General features: G+C 44.6%; 23 protein-coding genes and 1 pseudogene. 19 read left to right on the top strand and 5 right to left on the bottom strand.

Translation table 11 applies throughout. The features are described 5' to 3' along the window. Positions 1 to 23: 23 nt before the first annotated feature. From A3GY_RS0103680 to A3GY_RS0103635, 9 genes are all read left to right on the top strand, one after another. Complete coding sequence (locus A3GY_RS0103680) at positions 24 to 1,427, top strand: LCP family protein (protein WP_018030058.1); 1,404 nt, start codon at positions 24 to 26, stop codon at positions 1,425 to 1,427. 58 nt (positions 1,428 to 1,485) lie between these two features. Continuing rightward, positions 1,486 to 2,844, top strand: coding sequence for a 23S rRNA (uracil(1939)-C(5))-methyltransferase RlmD (gene rlmD, locus A3GY_RS0103675; protein WP_018030057.1), 1,359 nt, complete (start codon positions 1,486 to 1,488; stop codon positions 2,842 to 2,844). Between the two features lie 49 nt (positions 2,845 to 2,893). Further along, on the top strand, positions 2,894 to 3,169 hold the full coding sequence (locus A3GY_RS0103670) for a YciI family protein (RefSeq protein WP_018030056.1): 276 nt from the start codon (positions 2,894 to 2,896) through the stop codon (positions 3,167 to 3,169). A 61-nt stretch (positions 3,170 to 3,230) separates the two neighbouring features. Further along, entirely contained in the window at positions 3,231 to 3,776 is a 546-nt protein-coding gene (locus A3GY_RS0103665) for a TMEM175 family protein (protein ID WP_018030055.1), read from the top strand. 38 nt (positions 3,777 to 3,814) lie between these two features. Next, a complete protein-coding gene (locus A3GY_RS0103660) occupies positions 3,815 to 4,258 on the top strand; it encodes a hypothetical protein (protein WP_018030054.1) in 444 nt (147 codons plus the stop codon). Positions 4,259 to 4,645: 387 nt separating this feature from the next. Beyond that, positions 4,646 to 5,452: a sugar phosphate isomerase/epimerase family protein gene (locus A3GY_RS0103655; protein ID WP_018030053.1), complete on the top strand. Its 807-nt coding sequence runs from the start codon at positions 4,646 to 4,648 to the stop codon at positions 5,450 to 5,452. A gap of 302 nt (positions 5,453 to 5,754) precedes the next feature. Further along, entirely contained in the window at positions 5,755 to 6,396 is a 642-nt protein-coding gene (locus A3GY_RS0103650) for a Rossmann-fold NAD(P)-binding domain-containing protein (protein ID WP_018030052.1), read from the top strand. A gap of 176 nt (positions 6,397 to 6,572) precedes the next feature. Then, positions 6,573 to 6,875 (top strand): ArsR/SmtB family transcription factor, encoded by a 303-nt coding sequence (locus A3GY_RS0103640; RefSeq protein WP_018030050.1) that lies wholly within the window; start codon positions 6,573 to 6,575, stop codon positions 6,873 to 6,875. 69 nt (positions 6,876 to 6,944) lie between these two features. Beyond that, positions 6,945 to 7,883 (top strand): alpha/beta hydrolase, encoded by a 939-nt coding sequence (locus A3GY_RS0103635; RefSeq protein WP_018030049.1) that lies wholly within the window; start codon positions 6,945 to 6,947, stop codon positions 7,881 to 7,883. Positions 7,884 to 8,059: 176 nt separating this feature from the next. On the opposite strand, the gene A3GY_RS0103630 is transcribed toward A3GY_RS0103635, so the two are convergent. Next, entirely contained in the window at positions 8,060 to 8,434 is a 375-nt protein-coding gene (locus A3GY_RS0103630) for a hypothetical protein (protein WP_018030048.1), read from the bottom strand. A 363-nt stretch (positions 8,435 to 8,797) separates the two neighbouring features. On the opposite strand from A3GY_RS0103630, the gene A3GY_RS0103625 reads away from it, so the two are divergent. The 4 genes from A3GY_RS0103625 to A3GY_RS0103610 all read left to right on the top strand — a co-directional run bounded on the left by A3GY_RS0103625 (position 8,798) and on the right by A3GY_RS0103610 (position 11,888). Beyond that, entirely contained in the window at positions 8,798 to 9,229 is a 432-nt protein-coding gene (locus A3GY_RS0103625) for an Rrf2 family transcriptional regulator (RefSeq protein WP_018030047.1), read from the top strand. A gap of 74 nt (positions 9,230 to 9,303) precedes the next feature. Continuing rightward, complete coding sequence (locus A3GY_RS0103620; RefSeq protein ID WP_018030046.1) at positions 9,304 to 10,308, top strand: NADP-dependent oxidoreductase; 1,005 nt, start codon at positions 9,304 to 9,306, stop codon at positions 10,306 to 10,308. Between the two features lie 8 nt (positions 10,309 to 10,316). Then, positions 10,317 to 11,153, top strand: coding sequence for an alpha/beta fold hydrolase (locus A3GY_RS0103615; RefSeq protein WP_018030045.1), 837 nt, complete (start codon positions 10,317 to 10,319; stop codon positions 11,151 to 11,153). Between the two features lie 135 nt (positions 11,154 to 11,288). Continuing rightward, positions 11,289 to 11,888 (top strand): DUF1349 domain-containing protein, encoded by a 600-nt coding sequence (locus tag A3GY_RS0103610; protein ID WP_018030044.1) that lies wholly within the window; start codon positions 11,289 to 11,291, stop codon positions 11,886 to 11,888. A 43-nt stretch (positions 11,889 to 11,931) separates the two neighbouring features. Here the strand turns inward: A3GY_RS0103610 and A3GY_RS10525 are convergent, their stop codons facing one another. After that, positions 11,932 to 12,162, bottom strand: a complete 231-nt coding sequence (locus A3GY_RS10525; protein ID WP_081601036.1) for a GH36 C-terminal domain-containing protein — start codon at positions 12,160 to 12,162, stop codon at positions 11,932 to 11,934. Further along, positions 12,163 to 12,870 (bottom strand): annotated as a pseudogene (locus tag A3GY_RS09910) (alpha-galactosidase). Here A3GY_RS09910 and A3GY_RS0103595 point away from each other — a divergent pair. From A3GY_RS0103595 to A3GY_RS0103580, 4 genes are all read left to right on the top strand, one after another. Continuing rightward, positions 12,858 to 13,580: a phosphatase PAP2 family protein gene (locus A3GY_RS0103595; protein WP_231871627.1), complete on the top strand. Its 723-nt coding sequence runs from the start codon at positions 12,858 to 12,860 to the stop codon at positions 13,578 to 13,580. The pseudogene A3GY_RS09910 and the gene A3GY_RS0103595 overlap by 13 nt on opposite strands. Positions 13,581 to 13,635: 55 nt before the next feature. After that, positions 13,636 to 14,049 carry an acyl-CoA thioesterase gene (locus A3GY_RS0103590; protein ID WP_018030040.1) on the top strand — a complete coding sequence of 138 codons (414 nt, stop codon included), beginning with the start codon at positions 13,636 to 13,638 and terminating at the stop codon, positions 14,047 to 14,049. Between the two features lie 34 nt (positions 14,050 to 14,083). Next, complete coding sequence (locus tag A3GY_RS0103585; RefSeq protein ID WP_018030039.1) at positions 14,084 to 14,914, top strand: SDR family oxidoreductase; 831 nt, start codon at positions 14,084 to 14,086, stop codon at positions 14,912 to 14,914. A gap of 141 nt (positions 14,915 to 15,055) precedes the next feature. Continuing rightward, positions 15,056 to 16,597, top strand: a complete 1,542-nt coding sequence (locus tag A3GY_RS0103580) for an ABC-F family ATP-binding cassette domain-containing protein (protein ID WP_018030038.1) — start codon at positions 15,056 to 15,058, stop codon at positions 16,595 to 16,597. Positions 16,598 to 16,786: 189 nt separating this feature from the next. On the opposite strand, the gene A3GY_RS0103575 is transcribed toward A3GY_RS0103580, so the two are convergent. After that, entirely contained in the window at positions 16,787 to 17,149 is a 363-nt protein-coding gene (locus A3GY_RS0103575) for a thioesterase family protein (protein ID WP_018030037.1), read from the bottom strand. A 14-nt stretch (positions 17,150 to 17,163) separates the two neighbouring features. Beyond that, positions 17,164 to 18,405, bottom strand: coding sequence for an aminopeptidase (locus tag A3GY_RS0103570; protein ID WP_018030036.1), 1,242 nt, complete (start codon positions 18,403 to 18,405; stop codon positions 17,164 to 17,166). Positions 18,406 to 18,555: 150 nt separating this feature from the next. On the opposite strand from A3GY_RS0103570, the gene A3GY_RS10025 reads away from it, so the two are divergent. Both A3GY_RS10025 and obgE read left to right on the top strand, forming a co-directional pair. Continuing rightward, positions 18,556 to 18,690 (top strand): DUF4044 domain-containing protein, encoded by a 135-nt coding sequence (locus A3GY_RS10025; protein WP_018030035.1) that lies wholly within the window; start codon positions 18,556 to 18,558, stop codon positions 18,688 to 18,690. Positions 18,691 to 18,743: 53 nt separating this feature from the next. Then, positions 18,744 to 20,057, top strand: coding sequence for a GTPase ObgE (gene obgE / locus A3GY_RS0103560; RefSeq protein WP_018030034.1), 1,314 nt, complete (start codon positions 18,744 to 18,746; stop codon positions 20,055 to 20,057). Positions 20,058 to 20,305: the final 248 nt, after the last annotated feature.

Here is a 20,305-nt window from a genome sequence, read left to right as displayed (position 1 = left end):
AAAAGATGATATAGAGAAGTAATATGACGAATGATAATGGGAAAACAGCCCGCCACGAACAGCTGCGCTATGAGTACCTGCTTAGAAACCTGGCTTATCTGACTGCCAGAGAACAGGCTGAGTTTGATTACCTGAGACGAAAGATTGAAGCGCGTCAGGTCGAGAATAACTATCAAGCCCCTTACAGGTCTCCTTATCAGGATAATCGGTATGATAATAGCTATGATTATCAAACGGACTATGATGATGCAGCAGACAGTTATTATCAGGAAGAAGATTACTGGGACGAGGATAGTCAGTATACAGATCAAGGTCTCCCGGTCTATGTTGATCAAGAGCCCAAGCGTGAAAGCCGTAAGGCAAGAAAAGCTGCTTTGGCGGCCTCTTCTTCAGGAAAATTTAAAGCACCCAAAGCTAAAGAGCGGATTCGCTTTAAAACCATTTTGAAGTGGGCAGGAGTCTTGCTGCTGCTGACTCTGGCCGGTATGATTTTTATGTTCTTCAAAGGCATGAATGATATTTCATCAGGCAATAATAAGAATTATAAAGCCGCCATGACGGAAGTCTTTAAGGGACAGGACACTAAGGATGGGACAAACATCCTTATTCTGGGAAGTGACCAAAGGATTACCCAAGGTTCTTCGGAGGCCAGAACCGATACGATTATGGTGGTCAATGTCGGTAATAAGGATAAAAAGGTTAAAATGGTCAGCTTTATGCGGGATACCTTGGTTAATATTCCGGGTGTCAGCACGGAAGGCTATTATGACAGTAAGCTCAACTCTGCCTTTAATATTGGTGAGCAAAATAATAACCAAGGGGCTGAGCTCATGCGTCAAACCCTGAAAAATAATTTTGACATTGACATTAAATATTATATGATGGTCGATTTTGAGACATTTGCGGAGGCTATTGATACCCTCTTTCCAAATGGCGTCACCATTAATGCGAAGTTCTCAACGGTTGATGGTGTTGCCGTAGACTCTGTCGAAGTACCAGATGATCTTAATATGAAAGACGGCGTGGTGCCCAATCAGACGATTCATGTCGGCAAGCAGAAGATGGATGGCAGAACCCTGCTCAACTATGCGCGCTTCCGTAAGGATGATGAGGGCGACTATGGCCGGACCAAACGGCAGCAGCAGGTTATGTCAGCCGTAATGTCTCAGGTTAAAGATCCGACCAAGCTCTTTACCGGCTCAGCAGCGCTGGGGAAAATCTATGCTCTAACATCGACCAATGTGTCTTATAGCTTCTTGCTGACCAACGGCCTGTCGGCTTTGACCAGCGGAAAAGGCGGTGTGGAACAGATGACGATTCCTGAGAATGGGGATTGGATTGACGATTACGATATGTACGGCGGACAGGCTCTGGCGATTGATTTTGATAAGTATCAGCAAAAACTATCAGAGCTAGGCTTGCGCTAATATGATATAATAAAAGGCGACTAGGTGACTAGGACGCCTTTTATTAATTGGAGAAAATATGCTAGAAAAAAATGACATTATTCCTGTAGAGATTATTGATTTAAGTCATGAAGGTCAAGGGGTGGCTAAGGTAGACGGCATGGTCTTTTTTATTGAAAATGTTTTGCCGGGTGAAAAAGTTCAGATGCGGGTTCTGAAAAGCAAGAAAAAAATGGGCTATGGCAAGGTGGAGGAGTACCTGGTCAAGTCGCCCCATCGAAATGAAGACTTGGATTTGGCCTATTTAAGAACAGGAATTGCTGATTTGGGGCATTTGGCTTACTCAGAGCAGCTCCTGTTCAAGCAGAAGCAGGTGGCTGACAGCCTTTACAAGACGGCTGGAATAGAGGATGTCAAGGTATTGGAAACGCTGGGTATGTCCCATCCTGTTGCCTACCGCAACAAGGCTCAGGTGCCTGTTCGCCGAATTAAAGGCCAGCTAGAGACAGGTTTTTTCCGTAAGCATTCGCATGACTTGATGCCAATCTCGGATTATTATATCCAACATCCAGAGATTGATGCCTTGATTAATGCAACCCGAGACCTGCTCCGTCGTTTTGATCTTAAACCTTATGATGAGAAGGCGCAATCGGGCCTGATTCGCAATATTCTTGTTCGCCGCGGCCATTACAGTGGAGAGTTAATGCTAGTTTTGGTCACCACCCGTCCGAAAATTTTCCGCATTGAGCAGCTGATTGAAGAACTGACCGGAGCCTTCCCTATGCTTAAGTCCGTCATTCAAAATATCAATGACCGCAATACCAATACAATCTTAGGGCCGGACTATCGGACTCTTTATGGTACTGAGACGATTTCAGACAGACTTTTAGGCAATACTTATGCAATCTCAGCCCAGTCTTTCTACCAGGTTAATACTGAAATGGCAGAGTTGCTCTATCAGACCGCTATTGATTTCTCCGACTTAAAGTCAGATGATATTGTCATTGATGCCTATTCGGGAATCGGTACGATTGGTCTCTCTCTTGCCAGACAGGTCAAGCATGTCTACGGGGTCGAAGTTATAGCAAGGGCCGTAGAGGATGCGCGTACCAATGCTCAGAACAACGGCATTGCTAATGTGACCTATGTCTGCGCTACTGCTGAACAAGCAATGGCAGACTGGGTTAAGGCAGGTATTAAGCCTAGCCTTATCATTGTCGATCCACCGAGAAAAGGCTTGACCGAAAGTTTTATCAAGGCTAGCTGTCAGACAGCAGCTGACAGGATCACCTACATCTCCTGCAATCCAGCCACCATGGCGCGTGACATCAAGCTCTACGAAGAGTTAGGCTATAAACTGACCAAGGTACAGCCCGTAGACTTGTTTCCACAGACGCATCATGTGGAGGTAGTGAGTTTACTCGAAAAAAGCAAATAACTATTCTTCACAAGGCTTATTGTCTTTGAAAAATAAAGGAGGACATGTCATGCTGTATATGTATTTGATGACAAATCAGAAGGCATTGACTGACCAACTGGTCAGAGACCATGTCGAACATCTGAAGGCCTTAGAGGCTGATAATAAACTTGTCTTGTGTGGACCTTTCAGCGATTATCCTGGGGGTATGGTGGTTTTTAAGGCCGATAGCCATGATCAGGCTGTTGCACTGGCTGAAAGTGATCCCTTTATTGCGTCTGGTCATAAGACTTATGAGCTGAGAACGCTGGAAGTTGCTAATAAGGACAATAACTATCTGGTCTGAATCATAGCGGACGGCTATATTTTTAGTATAATAGGAAACATTGATCAGTTAAGGAGTTCTTATGAATAAAGCAAGATTTGAAGCTTTTACAGATGCCATTGTGGCCATTGTGGTGACCATTTTGGTACTGGAGCTTCCAAAACCCGAATCTTATCGACTAGATGCCCTCTTGGTGAACTGGGAATCGTACCTCGTCTATATGGGGTCTTTTGTGGTTCTAGTCGGCGTCTGGTTTCAGCACCACAACCTATTTCACTATGCAGAGACAATCAATCGCAAGGTGTTTTGGGCCAATGCCCTCTGGCTGCTCATTCAGTCCTTCCTCCCTTACATTTCCTCTTGGATGGCGGACTACCCTGGCCATTCTACACCAGTCATCGTCTTTTTAGCCTTAAATATGCTCTGGGCTTTGTCTTACCGCCTCATGTACTATGCCTTGTGCGAGGAAAATGACATGCCAGCCTATCCCTGGTCCAGGACCTTGTCTTATCTAGCTGTTCTTTTGGTTCTAATCCTGTTGGCGCTCTGGCACATTCCATTAGCCCTCGTTGGTCTTATTCTTTTCAATGTGATTGGTCTTATTATAGGACGGGATTTGGAAATCTAGGCAGCGTAGCCTATTGCTGTGTTTCAAAAGAGGTGCTTATGCTCATTTATGACTTGACCATTCTTGCGACTGGCATGGTTGCTGGTTTTATGCTTTCTTACTGCGTGACCCTCGGTCATTACTATAATTTTCTTCTAAAAACGCATAGAGATAAAGGTTTTTCGGATTATTACAGTGTGTTTCGCAGGCAGGAAAATATTGCGAAACGTTATGCCTTTTGTATGGGCAGTCAATTTGTAGTCGGTTTGCTGGCAGTCTTGTTTGCTCAGAGCTATGCCTCCCTCACTGCCCTTTTGCCGTTGCCATTCTTGTTGCTCTGTCACCGCTTGACCGGATTTGGTAAAGCAGAAGAAACCATTGTCAGCGGTCGATTCTTTGATGAGCGACAGCGTCAGCTTTACCTGCGTTGGAATATTCCCTTGCACCTGACTTATAGCCTGGTCTATGCATGTGCCTGCCTCTGTTTGCTCTTTTACCGTTAGGCTAGATAAGATAAGCGAGTTTGGGATAAAATTAGTTCCAAACTCTTTTATACTTGTTTTAGGTACTTATGGCGCAGTAGTTGAGTGGGCTCTAATGCGCTGATAAATCAGCTTTTATAGCCCTATACGATTGATGCGAACAAAGTTCGCTCTATTTCCAACCTCCAAAGGTTCCCCAAACCTTTGGAGCTATGCGGAGGTGGGAGTTCAAAAGGTCTGGGGATAGACCGTTTTAGGTCAACAACTGGAAATAAAGACTTGTTGACGAAATTGAATTTCTTCGAAATTACCAATTTATGTCCCACTCTCGTTTTTTAAATGGCGTAAGCTGAGGAAAATTGTCTTCCCATCTGTTATAATAGGATTTGAGAGATAGGAGGTGGCTGTATGCGTTTAGGGCTAAAATCAAGTGCTGCTCCTGACCAAATGGAGAGCCGTCTGAAATACCGACCCAGTGTCTATGAATTTTATACCTCGGAGCATGATTTGACAAAAGAGGGACTGTCTAGGCTGGAACAGGGGATTAGGAGAGTAAAGGATGCAGGCATCCGGGATATCATCCTGCACCATCCTGTATTTTATCGAGGGGAGATGCTGGAGCTGGTTGCCAAGGCGGACTGCCATCCGCAATTAGTGGATTTCATCGATTATTCTACAAGGACTTTGCTGGATTTGGCTGCTAAGTATGATATACAGGTGCTGGTTCATGGCTCCTACGAAAAGCAGACCCATGCTTTTATTGCAGATTATCGGAGTTTGGCAGAAGCTACGGAAGTTCTTTGGCAAAGACTGGATATTTATCGGGACTTTGGCAAAGACCGGATTATGTTTGAAAATTCCATTTCCCCTCTCTTTTGCTTTGGGGATAGAGAGCTTGAGCGTGAGATTTTTAAGCGCGGCTACCGTCTGGCCTACGATGTTTCCCACGCTTTTATCGCCCTAAAGGGGAATCAGGAAGCCTTGGAAGACTCTTTGGCCTATTTGAAAGACCATATTGTGCACTATCATTTGGTTGATTCAAAAGGGCAGGAGCATGACAGTCTGCCTCTGGGCCAAGGGTCCATCGACTGGAAGCGGGTTATCCCCTTGCTCAATCCAAAGGCTACCAGCATCTATGAAATTGATCTGGCAGATATGCTCGACCCAAGAGAGCAGCTGGCGAGCCATGCCTATCTCCAGCAGCTTTTTTCATAAAAAGGGCTTGCTCTGTTCCCCACGAGCAGGTGAGTTGGTGGTGGTGGGAAACGGTTGACCTCATACTATTTAACACGCCAAGATACTAATACTACATCGCTGATTTTCAAAGCTGAGAACAAAATCTCAGCTTTTTTGGCGTAAAATGATAAAACAAAGGATTAAATGTTATTCAAAATCTTCTTGTGGAGGTCTATAATCTATCTTGTAAAACAAAAAATAACTCTGATTTTTATCGAGTTTCAGTGGATATTTCCCAGCCGAAGAAAGTTATTTCAGCAGACCACTAGGAAAGGAATATCATGTCAAACACAGCCATACTCTTAGGTGCAACGGGCGAGGTAGGCGGTCATCTCTTACAGGAATTGGTGACCAATCCCCACTACCGTAAGATTTATGTTTTGGGGAGAGCCTCCATTCACAAACTTCCCAACTATCAGGAAATTGAGAAAATCATCATTGACTTTGAAAATCCTATTGTCAACCCAGCTATTCTAGAGGAGTCAGATGTCTTTTGTGCCATCGGAACAGGGGAGAGGCAAGATTTTGAAAAGGTGGACTACGGGTACGCCTACGATTTTGCAAAACTCTGTGCAGGCAAGGTCAAAAGCTTTAATCTCGTTTCCGCTATGGGAGCCAATAGTAAAATAGGGTATAAGTATTTACAGGTCAAGGGCCGTTTGGAAGAGGACTTGCTCAAGCTCAATCTCGGCACTCACCGCTATTATCGGCCTTCGATGCTGATTGCGCCCAAGCGTGAAGGATTGACGCTGGATGGAGCTATTTGGATCAAAATCTTCCAAGTCATCTCCCCAGTTCTGGTCGGTCCTATGGCAGGCTGGAAGGGCATTCGGCCAGAACAGGTTGCGCGTGCCATGGTCCAAAATGCTCTGAACGAAAATCCACAAACCATTTACCGTCATAAAGACATGACAGCTGTTTAACAAGCAAAAAACGACAGGAAAACGTGGGACCTGTCGTTTTTGTTTTTCCATTTGACATGTCAACTCAAGCTCGTGCAGGAGGCTTTTATCAATTTGTTGATTTTTTGAGCAAAGGGGTTGACAAATACAAAACTTTAAAATTAAATAAGTTTAAACATTTCGACCCGAGGTAAAAAATGAGTCAGAAAACAATGCAGTATTTGCGGAAGGCTATTCCAGCTTTTACCATGTTACAAGATGAGAGTCGGCAAGATTTATTGATGCTCTTGTTTGATAAGGGAGAGATGACGGTCAATCAATTAACAGACCACATGTCGCTTTCTCGACCAACGGTTTCGCATCATCTGAAATTGCTTTACTCAGCAGATCTTGTCACCTATCGAAAAGATGGAAAAGAACGCTATTACAGTATATGCTTAGAAGAGGCGCTGATTATCCTAAAAGATCTGGTGCATTCTATAGAGGAGGATTTAAAGTAAGACTTTAAATTTTCTTATCACAAATATGTTGAAATGTTTAAAAATATAAAAACGAAAAGAGGATAAAAAATGACCTACGCAACACAAACTACTTGGAAAGAAATTATGAAAACCTTGCCAGCTGATTACCAGTTTACAGCTTCTTATCAACCTGAGGAAGAATGGTGGGATTACAAGGGACATCGTTTGCACTTGGATACCTTTAGAAATCCAGCAGCTCCAGCAAAAATCATTGCCTTTCATGGTGTAGGAACAAACGGCCGACAAATTTCTATGATTCTCGGTGGTCCACAATCGAAAAATGGCTATGAAACCATTATGATTGACATGCCGACTTATGGCGTTTCCCAAGTTCATAATCGAAAAAACGTCACCTATGATGATTGGGTAGAAATTGGGGCAGCCTTGATTGATAGAGAGTTGGCACGAGATAACCGTCCGATTTTCTTGTATGGCTTGAGTGCTGGAGGTATGGAAACCTATCACGTTGCAGCCCGCAATCCAAAGGTAAAAGGGATTATCGGCATGACCTTCTTGGATCAAAAGGATCAGATTGTCAGAGATCAAACTACTAGCCACGTTCTCATGGGACGAATTGGCGTTCCTATGTTGACGCTCGGAAAAGCCTTGGGCTTGGGTCGTCTTCAGCTGCCCATGTGGTTTGCTTCAAAAATGTCAGCCCTTGTCAATGACAAAGATTTGCTCAAAGTATTTATGAAAGATAAGACATCTGCTGGAAATCTTGCTTCTATCAATTTCTTGCAATCGTACATGAACTACGTTCCAGAAATTGCTCCCAAGGATTTTGATATTGCTCCGGTTTTATTGACCCAGCCAGATGCGGATAAATGGACACCTTATGAATTGAGCCGTCCTGTTCTGGATCAGATTTCAAAAGTACCAGTAGAAGTGGTCCAGTTGCCAAATGGCGGACACTATCCAGTGGAACACCAAGCCCTTCGAGTGATGAATGACAGTATTGATCGATTTATTAAGCGTAATCTATGAATATAGAACAAGGTACTATTCCCCATCGTACATAAGCCATCGTTTCTTCCATTTTTTAAGCATCAAAAAAGGAAGTACAGCTATTTACTTTTACTTCCTCTTAGTCATTTTATTTAATTGTTTTAGTGCGACAAACCGGCAATTTAAAACATTGTAGGTTAGCTTCATTATATATACTACATCTGAAATGCCGTTATCCAAAAACATATTCCGGCTATAAGTGAAAGTGGGGTCATAACAAATCTTTCTTTCCTACTTTTTGAAATCATGTTCATAATGGTATTCAAAGATAGGTAAGCAGCAAAGAAGAAACAAATATATTTAGTAACCTTAAAAGAGAACCACAAGGGAATAAAACCTCCGGCTTGTAAAATAATGATCATTGCAAAAAATTGGATAGCCACCGAAATGACGGCTGCAACTCTAAGGTTCTTTGGTAAGATTTTATGTTGTCCACCCATTGTAAATTCGCCCAAAGGCAAACCGCAAGCAACAAGAACGGTCATAGTTGCTATAACTCCAAATATTACTGCACCTAACATTGCAAACATTAATCAATATTCTCCCTTCGCAAAATATAAAAAATTCCAGTTACAGATTCTAATTTGTTAATTTCTCATCCTTTTTATTATATCATTTTTCCCACATTTTGTTATTGCTATTGTAGCTGGAATTCAGTTGAGCATTGCAGACCATCAGCTAGGAGTGGAGAGAGCCAATTGGAAAACCTACCCGGAGAACAGCCTTCTATGATATTAAATAAGAGGGTGGTTGTGTGCTCAACTGCTGATGTGTACTCCCTTTTGAGCAGTTGATGACTGGCTTAATTATTGTTGAAGTCAAATCCTTGCCAAGTGGATTTCTTCATGTTATACTTGTTCTTGTAATTGATACAAGTTCAGAAAGGAGCAGCTATGGATACCAAATTTTCAGTAGCCCTGCATATTCTCACCATGATTAGCGAGAGCAGTGATGTCATGACATCGCAGGCTCTGGCGGAGAGTGTTGGCACCAATGCCAGTTACATTCGTAAGGTGATTGCACTGTTGAAAAATGCAGGCCTTATCCAGTCCCAGCAGGGCAAGGCAGGTTATGAGCTGAGCAAGGAGCCCAAGGACATCTCGCTATTAGATATCTACTTTGCGACTCAGGAAGTCAGCCATATCCAACTCTTTCAGCAGCACCAGCACGCCAATCGGGCCTGCCCAGTCGGCAAGCATATCGCAGGGGCTGTGAGCCCGATTTTTGCCAGTGTTGAAAAGCAACTGGAAGAAGACTTGGCCCAGCAAAGCTTGGACAATGTGATTGAGAACCTTTACGCGGAAGCCAAACAAAACCGCATCTGACTGGCTTAGTCAGATTTTCTTAGAATACAGTTAGACCTGTATCAGATACAAGTTGTTAAATAAAAGGAGAAACCATGAAAGCAGCACAACACACATCTTATAACAAAAACAATATCGCCCTCAACCTGACTGAGATTGCCAAACCGCACATCAAACCAGACCAAGTCCTGGTCAAAGTGACCGCAGCAGGTGTCAATCCTCTGGACAATATGATTTCTCGCGGAGATGTCAAAATGATTGTTCCCTACAAACTGCCACAAACGGCTGGCAATGAGGTCGTTGGCTTGGTCGAAGAGGTCGGCTCAGGCGTGACCAGCTTTGCGGTCGGTGACCGTGTCTTTGGCCGTCTTCCCCTTGACAACATTGGTGCCTTTGCCGAGTATGTAGCAGTTGAGGCTACAGCCCTTACCAAAGTTCCTGCCTATCTGACAGATGTGGAAGCGGCAGCTGTTCCCCTGACAGCCCTGACTATTATGCAGGCACTTGACCTCATGGGGGCTGAGGCTGGCAAGACCATTTTCATTTCGGGCGGGACAGGCGGTGTCGGCGGTATGGCCATTCCGATTGCCAAAGCCAAGGGCTTGAAGGTCATTACCAACGGTGACGGAGCAAATGCAGAGCGAGTATTGGCACTGGGAGCTGACCAGTTTATCGACTACAAGACAGAAGATTATACTAAAATCCTCTCCCAAATCGACTATGTACTGGACACGCTTGGTGGTGCAGAAACCGAAAAACAAATGTCAATCATGAAAAAAGGCGGTCAGCTGGTTTCCCTTCGGGCCATGCCAAATGGAGCCTTTGCCAAACGCATGAACCTGCCAAAATGCAAACAAATCTTATTTGGTCAAGTGGGTCGCAAGTTTGACAAAATGGCGGAAAGCTACGGCGTGCACTACCATTTCATCTTTGTTGAAAGCAATGGCCAGCAGCTGCAGGAAGTGGCAGATATTTTCAGCCAACTCGAAATCAAACCGTCCATCGACACCGTTTACCCATTTGAAGAAGTCAACGCAGCCCTGGATAAGGTGGCCAACGGTCGTTCACGCGGAAAAACTGTCCTCAGTTTTGAAAAATAGGAGAAGTCATGTCTTATATCACAAGCAAAAATCAATACATAACAGTCGCGGGCAAGCAGATTGCCTACCGTGAACTAGGCAAGGGCCAGTCCAAACTGCCCCTGGTCATGTTGGTCCACTTGGCTGCAACCTTGGACAACTGGGATCCCAAATTGCTAGACTTACTGGCTGAAAAAGAGCACATCATCGTCCTAGACCTGCCTGGCGTCGGAGCCAGTCAGGGCAAGGTGGCATCCACCATTCCGGGAATGGCAGAGCAGGCCATTGCCATTATCAGGGCTTTGGGGCATACGAAAATCAACTTGCTCGGTCTTTCTATGGGTGGTTTTATTGCCCAAGAAATCGTTCGTCTTGACAGTCCCTTGGTCAACCGCTTGATTCTTGCAGGAACAGGTCCTCGTGGCGGTCTTGAAGTCGATAAGGTGACAGGAAAAACCTTCCGCTATATGCTGAAGGCTGGTCTGAAGCGAGTGGATCCCAAACGCTACATTTTCTATAATCACGATGAAGCAGGCCGCCTGGAAGCTGAAAAAGTTTTGGGCCGTATGGGTCAAAGAAAAGCTGCTGATGCAGACAAGGACATGAATGTTCCAGGATTTTTGACTCAGCTGAAGGCCATCAAACGCTGGGGTAGAGATCCTCAAGATGATATGACTTTTATCGCGCAACCAACCCTGATTGTCAATGGCGATAAGGATATGCAGGTTCCGACTGAAAACTCTTATATCATGCATGAGAAAATCAAAAACAGCCAACTCATCATCTATCCAAATGCAGGTCACGGCTCCATTTTCCAATACGCAGAAGAATTTTCAAAAGAATTAGTTGCATTTTTGGAGGAATAGTCCCTATTACTTTTGGCCATACAAGGCCTGCAAGCTTCCTAAAATTACCCCAGCCTGCTCCTGAAAGAGTTGGTTGAGATACTTGTCTTCTTTTTCTTTTGCCTGTATAATAGTCTAAAAACAAAAGGAAATCAAATGAACACGAAAGATTTTTACTGGGTTCGGGAACCCCAAAACTACCAGATTTCAGACCAGGAAATCAGAATCACCACCCAGGCCCATACGGACTTGTGGCAGAAGACCTATTACCATTTTGTCAATGACAATGCGCCCTTGCTATTGATGGACACGGAGGAAGAGTATTTCTCCTTTACAGTAAAGACAGACTTTTCCAATAGCCATACCCGTTTTGACCAGTGTGGTGTCGTGGTCTATCAGGACTCGGAAAACTGGATCAAGGGCTCGATTGAATATGAAAATGAAGATTTTCAGCACCTGGGCAGCGTCGTGACCAATCATGGCTACTCCGACTGGGCCACTCAGGAAATTCCTGCCTCCGTCAAGTCCATCTATTACCGTTTGAGCCGCCGGGGCAGTGATTTTTGCATCGAAAACTCCAAAGATGGTGTCCATTTTGAGCAAATGCGGATCTGCCACCTGCATGAAGGCAGCGGTAAGATCCATTTCGGCATCTATGCCTGCTCGCCGGAAGACTCTTCCTTTGAAGCCGTCTTTTCGGAAATGAGTTTGACTGATTGCAAATGGTTGGCCCATGATGGCCAGCAGCCAGATTAGAATTGAAAAAGTACACTAGGAAAAACATGCCTAGTGTACTTTCTTATATTTTATGAAATTCCAGACTAAAATACTGAAAATCACTAGCTGCAAACGGAATATGGATGCCGGAATGGACCAACTCCGCTCCAGAAAATACCCTTCCGAATTGGTCCTTATAATGCGCATTTGGGTCAAGATAGGGAATCTTGAGAATGGCATGGAATTGAGAGACCTTGAAGAGATTTCTAAAGGCAAATAAGTGATAGTGGGATTTATCTGGACTTTCAAACAGTCAGGCTGTCTGATTACTGGTGAAGGGAGATTTCAGGCGGTAGAAACGGCCATCTTTTATAAGTGGTCGGAGTTTCTTGTATTCGCTGATATGTTCCAAAACCATCTTCTCCTCATTTTCAGAAAACTCAAGAATGTTGAGTTCATAGCCCATATTGGTGGCAGATGCCAAATCAAGGCGGGTTTGAAAAGGTGTAAGACGCTGGGTTTGACGGTTGGGAGTAACAGAAACATGCCCAGTCAGTTGATAGGGATGGAAGAGATAACTTGCTCCGTCTTGGATAGCCTGACGGTCAAAGCCATCTGTATTATCACTTGCCCAAGTCTGAGGGAAATAGTAGAGCATTCCATAATCAAGCCGGCCACCACCACTGGAACAATTTTCAATCAGCAGGTCCGGAAACTGGCTGGTGATGCTCTCAATTACCCGGTAGAGTCCCAGCATATAGCGATGGGCAAATTCCTTGGCGCTGCCTAAGATGACAGTGGGACTTTCGTGCTCCACCAGATGTCTATTCATATCCCACTTGATATAGTCAACCTAGTAGGTTGAGATAAATTGAGACAGGGTATCAATCAGCCAATCCTACACTTCTTTTTGGCTCAGGTCTAGACAATACTGGTGACGGCTATACAATGGAGGGTGGGACTTGGAACCCACCACTCAATGTGGCTTTTCTTGAATCAGGAGGCTTTTTGGGGAAATCATTTCGGGTTCAAACCAGATACCAAATTGCAGGCCCTGCTCATGTAGCCAATATCGGCAGGAAATGCCCGATTGATACCAACCTCCTCTGTGACGAGAACTTTACATCAAAGTCTAGCCACAGAGGCTTTTTGCTGTCTTATCAGCCTCTTGCCCCATTTTTATCTGAATCGTTTCGAATCAAGGCCAGGCATGATATAATGGGAGTAATGATGGAAAATTATGATTTGTTTTACAACCGTTTAATGAAAACCTTGAAGACTTACCCATTTGCTATCGCACTGATTAAATCAGCTAACCGTCTCATCAGTAAACTGATGGCAGCGGTCTATCTGATTTTGCTGGCCTATTTATTCTTCAATCAGAAAAATTGGTTTCCTTTCTTATTGTTTCCAGGGGTTAGCTTTTGCTTGATGACGATCCTTCGAAAAGTCCTTAATCAGCCGAGACCTTATGAAACATGGGCAATTGAACCATTGATTTTAAAAGAGACTCGTGGCCATTCTATGCCAAGCCGCCATGTGTTTTCTGCAACCTTGATTAGTATCTGTGTGCTGCGAGTTCACCTGTTATTAGGCCTTTGTTTGCTGGTCCTATCTGCTTTTCTTGGCTTTTGCCGAATTGCGGCGGGTCTTCATTATCCCAAGGATGTTTTGGTGGGCTTTTTCCTAGGACTCTTCAGCGGCTGTCTTTTATTTGCCTTTCCTTTTTGAGGGGTGGATAAAGGCTTTATGCTATAATGGAACAAAAGCAGAAGTGAGGGGAATTATGACACCACATCATCACCGTGTTCAGTACTATGAGACAGACCGTATGGGCATCACCCATCATTCAAATTATATTCGCTGGATGGAAGAAGCGCGGGTTCATTTTTTGTCAGAAATTGGCTGGCCCTATGATAAACTAGAAGAAAAAGGAATTATATCTCCGGTCACAAGGGTAAATTGTGACTATTTAGCCACTTCAACCTTTGCAGATGAGATCCGCATTACCATTTCTGTTGCAGCTGTTAAAGCCGCACGCTTGATTTTCTCTTATCAAATGGTCAATGACAAGGGGGCCCTCATTTGTCAGGCGGAATCACATCACACGTTTACTAGTCAGGCGGGTGACTTTGTCAATCTTAAGAGACAGTTCCCAGATTTTTACACAAGATTAATGACCCTTAGTCAAACAAACTAAGAAGACAGTAGCTATTACGTAAAGGAGGCAGAAAATGACAATTGCGATTACAGGTGTTACCGGGAAAGTCGGCGGACAGCTTGCTGCTTTATTATCGCAGCAAGGGATCCCTGCTCGTCACTTGGCTAGAAGTCCTGAAAGAGCCCCAAAGTACGCTAATGCGACGGTAGTTAAGGCTGCTTATGATGATTCAGCAGAGACGGTCGAGGCTTTAAAGGGAGTTGAGACATTATTTATGGTCTCAGCTGCTGAGCATCCTAAGCGCTTAGAGCAACATTTTGCCTTTGTTGATGCCGCTCAAAAAGCTGGTGTGACACATATCATCTACACCTCTTTCTATAATGCTGCCGATAATTCTGTTTTCACCTTAGCGCGTGATCATGCAAAGACAGAACAGTATATTATCAAAAAGGGCTTTACCTACACCTTTTTGCGGGATAATTTTTACTTGGATTTCTTCCTAGACTTGTGTCAGTCTAATGGCGAGATTCGGGGGCCTGCCGGCAATGGTAGTGTTTCAGCTGTGGCTAGACAAGATGTTGCAGAGGTCGGTGCCTGTATTTTGAAGGCACCTGAGAAATGGGCAAATCAGACCTTAGATCTGACAGGCCCAGAAAATCTGACCATGACCGATATTGTCAGAGCTGTTTCTGAGAAAACGGGAGAGATGCTGACCTTTATCGATGAAACGGTCGAAGAAGCGTATCAATCTCGGAAAAGATGGCCTGCCCAAGACTGGGAATACGATGCCTGGGTATCTACCTATACAGCTATAAAAGCAGGAGAACAGACCGGTGTTTCAAGTGATGTTGAAAGTGTTCTGGGACGGCCTGCAACAAGTCTGAGGGATTTACTGAATCCTTAAAGAAGACACTGGGTTAAGGAAGTATGGACTTCCTTTTTTATGTGGAGTCTGTTTACCTTGCCTCCAATCAGCCTGATTTGATATAATCATATCTGGCAATAGGAGCTGACTGCTCAGCTATTTTATAAAAAGAGAGAAATCATGAGTATTTTAGAAGTAAAAAACTTAAGCCACGGTTTTGGTGACCGTGCTATTTTTGATAATGTATCCTTCCGTCTCCTGAAGGGAGAACATATTGGTCTTGTAGGAGCCAATGGTGAGGGGAAATCAACCTTCATGTCCATTGTAACGGGTCAGCTGCAGCCTGACGAGGGCAAAGTAGACTGGTCCAAATATGTGACGGCAGGCTATCTGGATCAGCATGCTGTTTTAGAAAAAGGTCAGACCGTCCGCGATGTGTTGAGGACAGCCTTTGACGAGCTCTTTAAAACGGAAAACCGGATTAATGACATTTATATGCGTATGGCAGAGGAGGGAGCCGACATCGATGCCTTGATGGAGGAAGTCGGAGAGCTCCAAGATCGTTTGGAAAGCCGTGATTTCTATACCTTAGATGCGAAAATTGATGAGGTGGCGCGTGCCTTGGGCGTCATGGATTTCGGCATGGAGACAGACGTTACCGAGCTATCGGGGGGTCAGCGCACCAAGGTACTGCTGGCCAAACTTCTCTTGGAAAAACCAGACATTCTGCTACTGGATGAACCCACCAATTACCTTGATGCCGAGCACATTGACTGGCTTAAGCGTTATCTGCAGGACTATGAAAATGCCTTCGTCCTCATCTCTCATGATATCCCTTTCTTAAATGAGGTTATCAATATTGTTTACCATGTGGAAAACCAGGATCTGGTTCGCTATTCAGGGAATTACGACCAGTTCCAAGAAGTCTATGCTATGAAAAAAGCTCAGCTAGAAGCAGCTTACCAACGCCAGCAAAAAGAAATTGCTGATTTACAAGATTTCGTCAACCGCAATAAAGCTCGGGTTGCCACCCGAAACATGGCCATGTCCCGTCAGAAGAAACTGGATAAGATGGACATTATTGAATTGCAGGCGGAAAAGCCAAAACCTTCCTTTGATTTCAAAATGTCGCGGACGCCCGGTCGTTTTATTTTTCAGGCTAAGAAACTGGAAATTGGCTATGACAGACCTTTGACCAGACCGCTTGATTTGACCTTTGAGCGTAACCAAAAGGTTGCCATTGTAGGAGCCAATGGTATTGGTAAGACTACTCTTCTAAAAAGTCTTTTGGGGCTGATACCGCCAATGGCTGGAGAAGTTGAACGAGGCGATTATCTCGATATCGGCTACTTTGAGCAAGAAGCAGCCAATGGCAATCGGCAGACACCGCTCCAAGCCGTCTGGGATGCTTTCCCCGCTCTCAATCAGGCGGAAGTCAGGGCTGCTCTAGCTCGCTGCGGCTTGACAGCTAAACATATTGACAGTCAGATTCAGGTGCTTTCAGGAGGAGAGCAGACCAAAGTTCGATTCTGTCTGCTGATGAATCGTGAAAATAATATTCTGGTCTTAGACGAGCCAACCAATCACCTGGATGTCGAGGCTAAAGAGGAGTTGAAACGGGCTTTAAAGGCATATAAAGGCTCTATCCTCATGGTCTGTCATGAACCAGATTTCTACGAGGGCTGGGTTGATCAGGTCTGGGATTTTAATCAACTAACCTAATTTAAAAAAGCGTTTGAGACTTTTTTCTCAAACGCTTTTAATTATGCAGCATCAAAGTAGCTTAATGGAAGCCCTTGTTTCTTGCTATGTAAGTGATCACACCTGTTCTCATCAACTGTGCGGCGGTGGAGCAACAAAATCGAAATTGCCACTTTATGACGGTTGACTGGTTTGTGTCTCACGCTTTTTTTAATTCAGTTGTTCTAAAAAACGCTGATGATCAACACAAACTCTGGTATGCAGGGCTTTACCAATCCGTTTATCACCGTCAAAAGCCTCGAGGCTAAAGTGGTTCTTGCGTCCCTCTTGAGAATGCTCTAAGAGGTTTACCTTAATGGTGCGTCCGATTTTGGTGGGCGCTAAATGTTCTAAATCAAGACTTACTCCCACACTGGTTTGTCCAGCGTCTAACTGTTTTTCCAAGAAGTCATAAGCGACATTTTCCATAAAGGCAACCAAACTAGGGGTTGCGAGGACATCCAAACCTCCTGACCCTTGAGAACGGGCTGAGTGTTGAGGCAGCGCTTTAAAGGGTTTTGAAAAAAGAATCATCAGGATCTCCTTTTTTAAATAGCCCACTCTCCGCCCCGGAAGATTGGGACGGCATTGCCTTCCTGGTCGATACCGTCAATATCCATCTGATCAGAGCCAATCATGAAGTCCACATGAGTGGTTGAACGGTTAAGGCCGGCCGCTTTAAGCTCTTCATTGCTCATCTGAGTACCTCCTTCAATATTGAAAGCATAGGCAGAGCCAATGGCAAGATGATTAGAGGCATTTTCGTCAAAGAGCGTATTAAAGAAAGTAAGGCCTGACAGAGAAATCGGTGTTTTATGAGGGACAAGCGCCACTTCACCAAGAGAGCGGGCACCGTCGTTTTCTTCCACTAAGCGTTTAATGGTTTCCTCCCCTTTATCAGCTTTAACATCCACAATAAGCCCATCTTTAAAGGTAAAGGTCATGTTTTCGATGACAACACCGGCATAACTTAAGGGTTTGGTACTTTGAACATAGCCATCAGCTCGACGGTAATCAGGGGCTGTAAAGACCTCTTCGGTCGGCATGTTGGCAATAAATGTTTCTCCTTGAGCATTGTAGGAGCCGGCGGATTCCCAGAGGTGGTTTTTTGGCAGACCGATCGTTAGGTCAGTTCCAGGTGCTCGGTAATGAAGGGCTGTAAATTGTGCCTTGTTCAATTTGGATGCTTTCTCAGATAAGCGTGCTTCATGCTCATCCCAAGCCTTAATCGGATCATCATCATAGATACGATTCATTTTAAAGATAGCATCCCAAAGGGCATCGACCTGTTCTTCCTGACTGGATAAGTCAGGAAAGACCATAGCAGCCCACTCGGGTCCTGCAGCGGCCGCTAAATTCCAGCTGACTTTGTTGGCCTGAGTGGCTTGGCGCTGCTCATTTAAAGCCAGAGCGACTGCTTTTGTCGCATCCGCTAAACGTTTGCTGTCTACACCAGCAAAAGCGTTCGGATCCGAAGAACGAATGGCCAGGCGGCTGGCCTTTTTGTCAAGAAAATAAAGGGATTTATCAACCAAGTACTGTGGAACAGTTGTTATTCGGTCTTCATCGGCATAAAGCAATTTTGATTTGGTGATTCTGTCGTCTGTGTAATCAACCACCACTTCGCTAGCACCGGCTTGATAAGCAGCTTCTGTCAGAAGCTGAGCAAAGTCATTCTGCTTGACATCGATAGTAATGATCAGAGTATGGCCCTTTTGGATATTGACCCCCTTGTTAATCAAGAGCTGGGCATATTTTTTTAAGTTTTGATCAAAGTTTTGTAAAACCATGACAACCTCCTTGTTTTTTTCTGTCATCTGTTACTCTAGCATATTTAGTTTGAAATCACAAATTAAAGTCAATCTGGCTTGTTAGTTGCTTATTCTTCCAAATCATGATAAGATGAATAGGAAAAAATTCTGTAAAAGAGGTAAAATGAATTGGCTTTTGGAGATAATGGACCCAAAAAGAAGACCCCCTTTGAAAAATTAACCCTAGTGGTTGTCATTGTGATGCTATTGGTTACAGTAGGAGCCGTTGTGTTTAGTGCCCTAAGTGCCGTTGGAATTATTTAAAGGGACGCTTAAGGGCGTTTTTTTAAAGCAGGAAAATAGGAAGAATTGAAAGAATGAGTATGTTTTTAGATACGGCCAAGGTAAGCGTCAAGGCCGGCCGCGGCGGTGACGGTATGGTTGCCTTTCGCCGTGAAAAGTATGTGCCCAACGGCGGCCCCTGGGGTGGTGACGGTGGTCGCGGTGGTGATGTGATTTTCCTTGTGGATGAAGGGCTTCGCACACTTATGGACTTTCGCTACAACCGTCATTTTAAAGCCAAAGCCGGTGAAAAAGGGATGACCAAAGGCATGCATGGTCGCGGCTCCGATAATCTATATGTCCGTGTTCCCCAAGGAACAACTGTCCGTGATGCGGAGACCGGCAAGGTTCTTACCGATCTTGTTGAAAATGGACAGGAATTTGTCGTAGCCCATGGCGGCCGCGGGGGGCGTGGCAATATCCGTTTTGCTACCCCTCGCAACCCAGCTCCCGAAATTGCGGAAAATGGTGAGCCGGGTGAGGAACGTGAACTCGAACTGGAATTGAAAGTTCTAGCAGATGTTGGTCTCGTCGGCTTTCCGTCTGTCGGAAAGTCCACCTTATTAAGCGTCATTTCTGCGGCTAAGCCTAAAATTGGAGCCTACCATTTCACCACTATTGTTCCTAATATCGGCATGGTGAGAACTAAATCAGGGGAGTCTTTTGTTGCAGCTGATTTACCGGGTCTGATTGAAGGGGCTAGCCAGGGCGTTGGCCTTGGAACCCAGTTTCTCCGCCATATTGAGCGCACACGGGTCATTCTTCATGTGATAGACATGAGTGCCAGTGAAGGTCGGGATCCATATGAGGATTATCAGGCTATCAACCATGAACTGGAGACCTACAATCTTCGTTTAATGGAGCGTCCGCAGATTATCGTTGCTAATAAGATGGACATGCCGGAGGCAGAAGAAAATCTGCGTCTTTTCAGGCAACGCTTAGCCGAAAGCTATGATGAATTTGATGACCTGCCTCAGATTTTTCCGGTTTCTGGGATTGCCCATCAAGGGTTAGAAAATCTTCTTGAAGCAACAACAGAATTACTGGATAAAACGTCAGAATTTCTGCTTTACGGTGAGTCGGATTTTCAGCAGGAAGAAGCCTATTATGGCTTTAACGAAGAAGAAAAACCATTCGAGATTTCAAGGGCTGATGATGCTGCCTGGGTTCTTTCAGGGGATAAGTTAGAAAAGCTTTTTGTCATGACCAATATGGAACGTGACGAGTCCATTATGAAGTTCTCACGTCAGCTGCGGGGAATGGGTGTCGATGAAGCTCTGCGTGCCCGAGGTGCCAAAGATGGAGACATTGTCCGCATTGGCAACTTTGAGTTTGAGTTTGTGGATTAACGTTGGAACCACATCTTAGTCCTAAAGGACTTGATGTGATACGGTAGCCACTATGGCGGTCTACCTACCAACCTTACGAATTCCGTTCAGGCAGTAATATCGACTGCCTGGACTCCATGTTGTAGCTTATTAGGCATGTGAGCTCAGCTTGGACAGAGAAATTTTAGAGCGAGGTCAGCAGTCAAACTAGGCCAAGTCTTATTGGACCTTGGTTAGCTACCTTACTAACGTCAGGTAAGTGTGAGTCA

Source organism: Streptococcus ferus DSM 20646, assembly GCF_000372425.1.
GTDB lineage: Bacteria > Bacillota > Bacilli > Lactobacillales > Streptococcaceae > Streptococcus > Streptococcus ferus.
The sequence above is the reverse complement of the archived record's forward strand: the minus strand, read 5'-3'. Positions and strand labels throughout refer to the sequence as shown.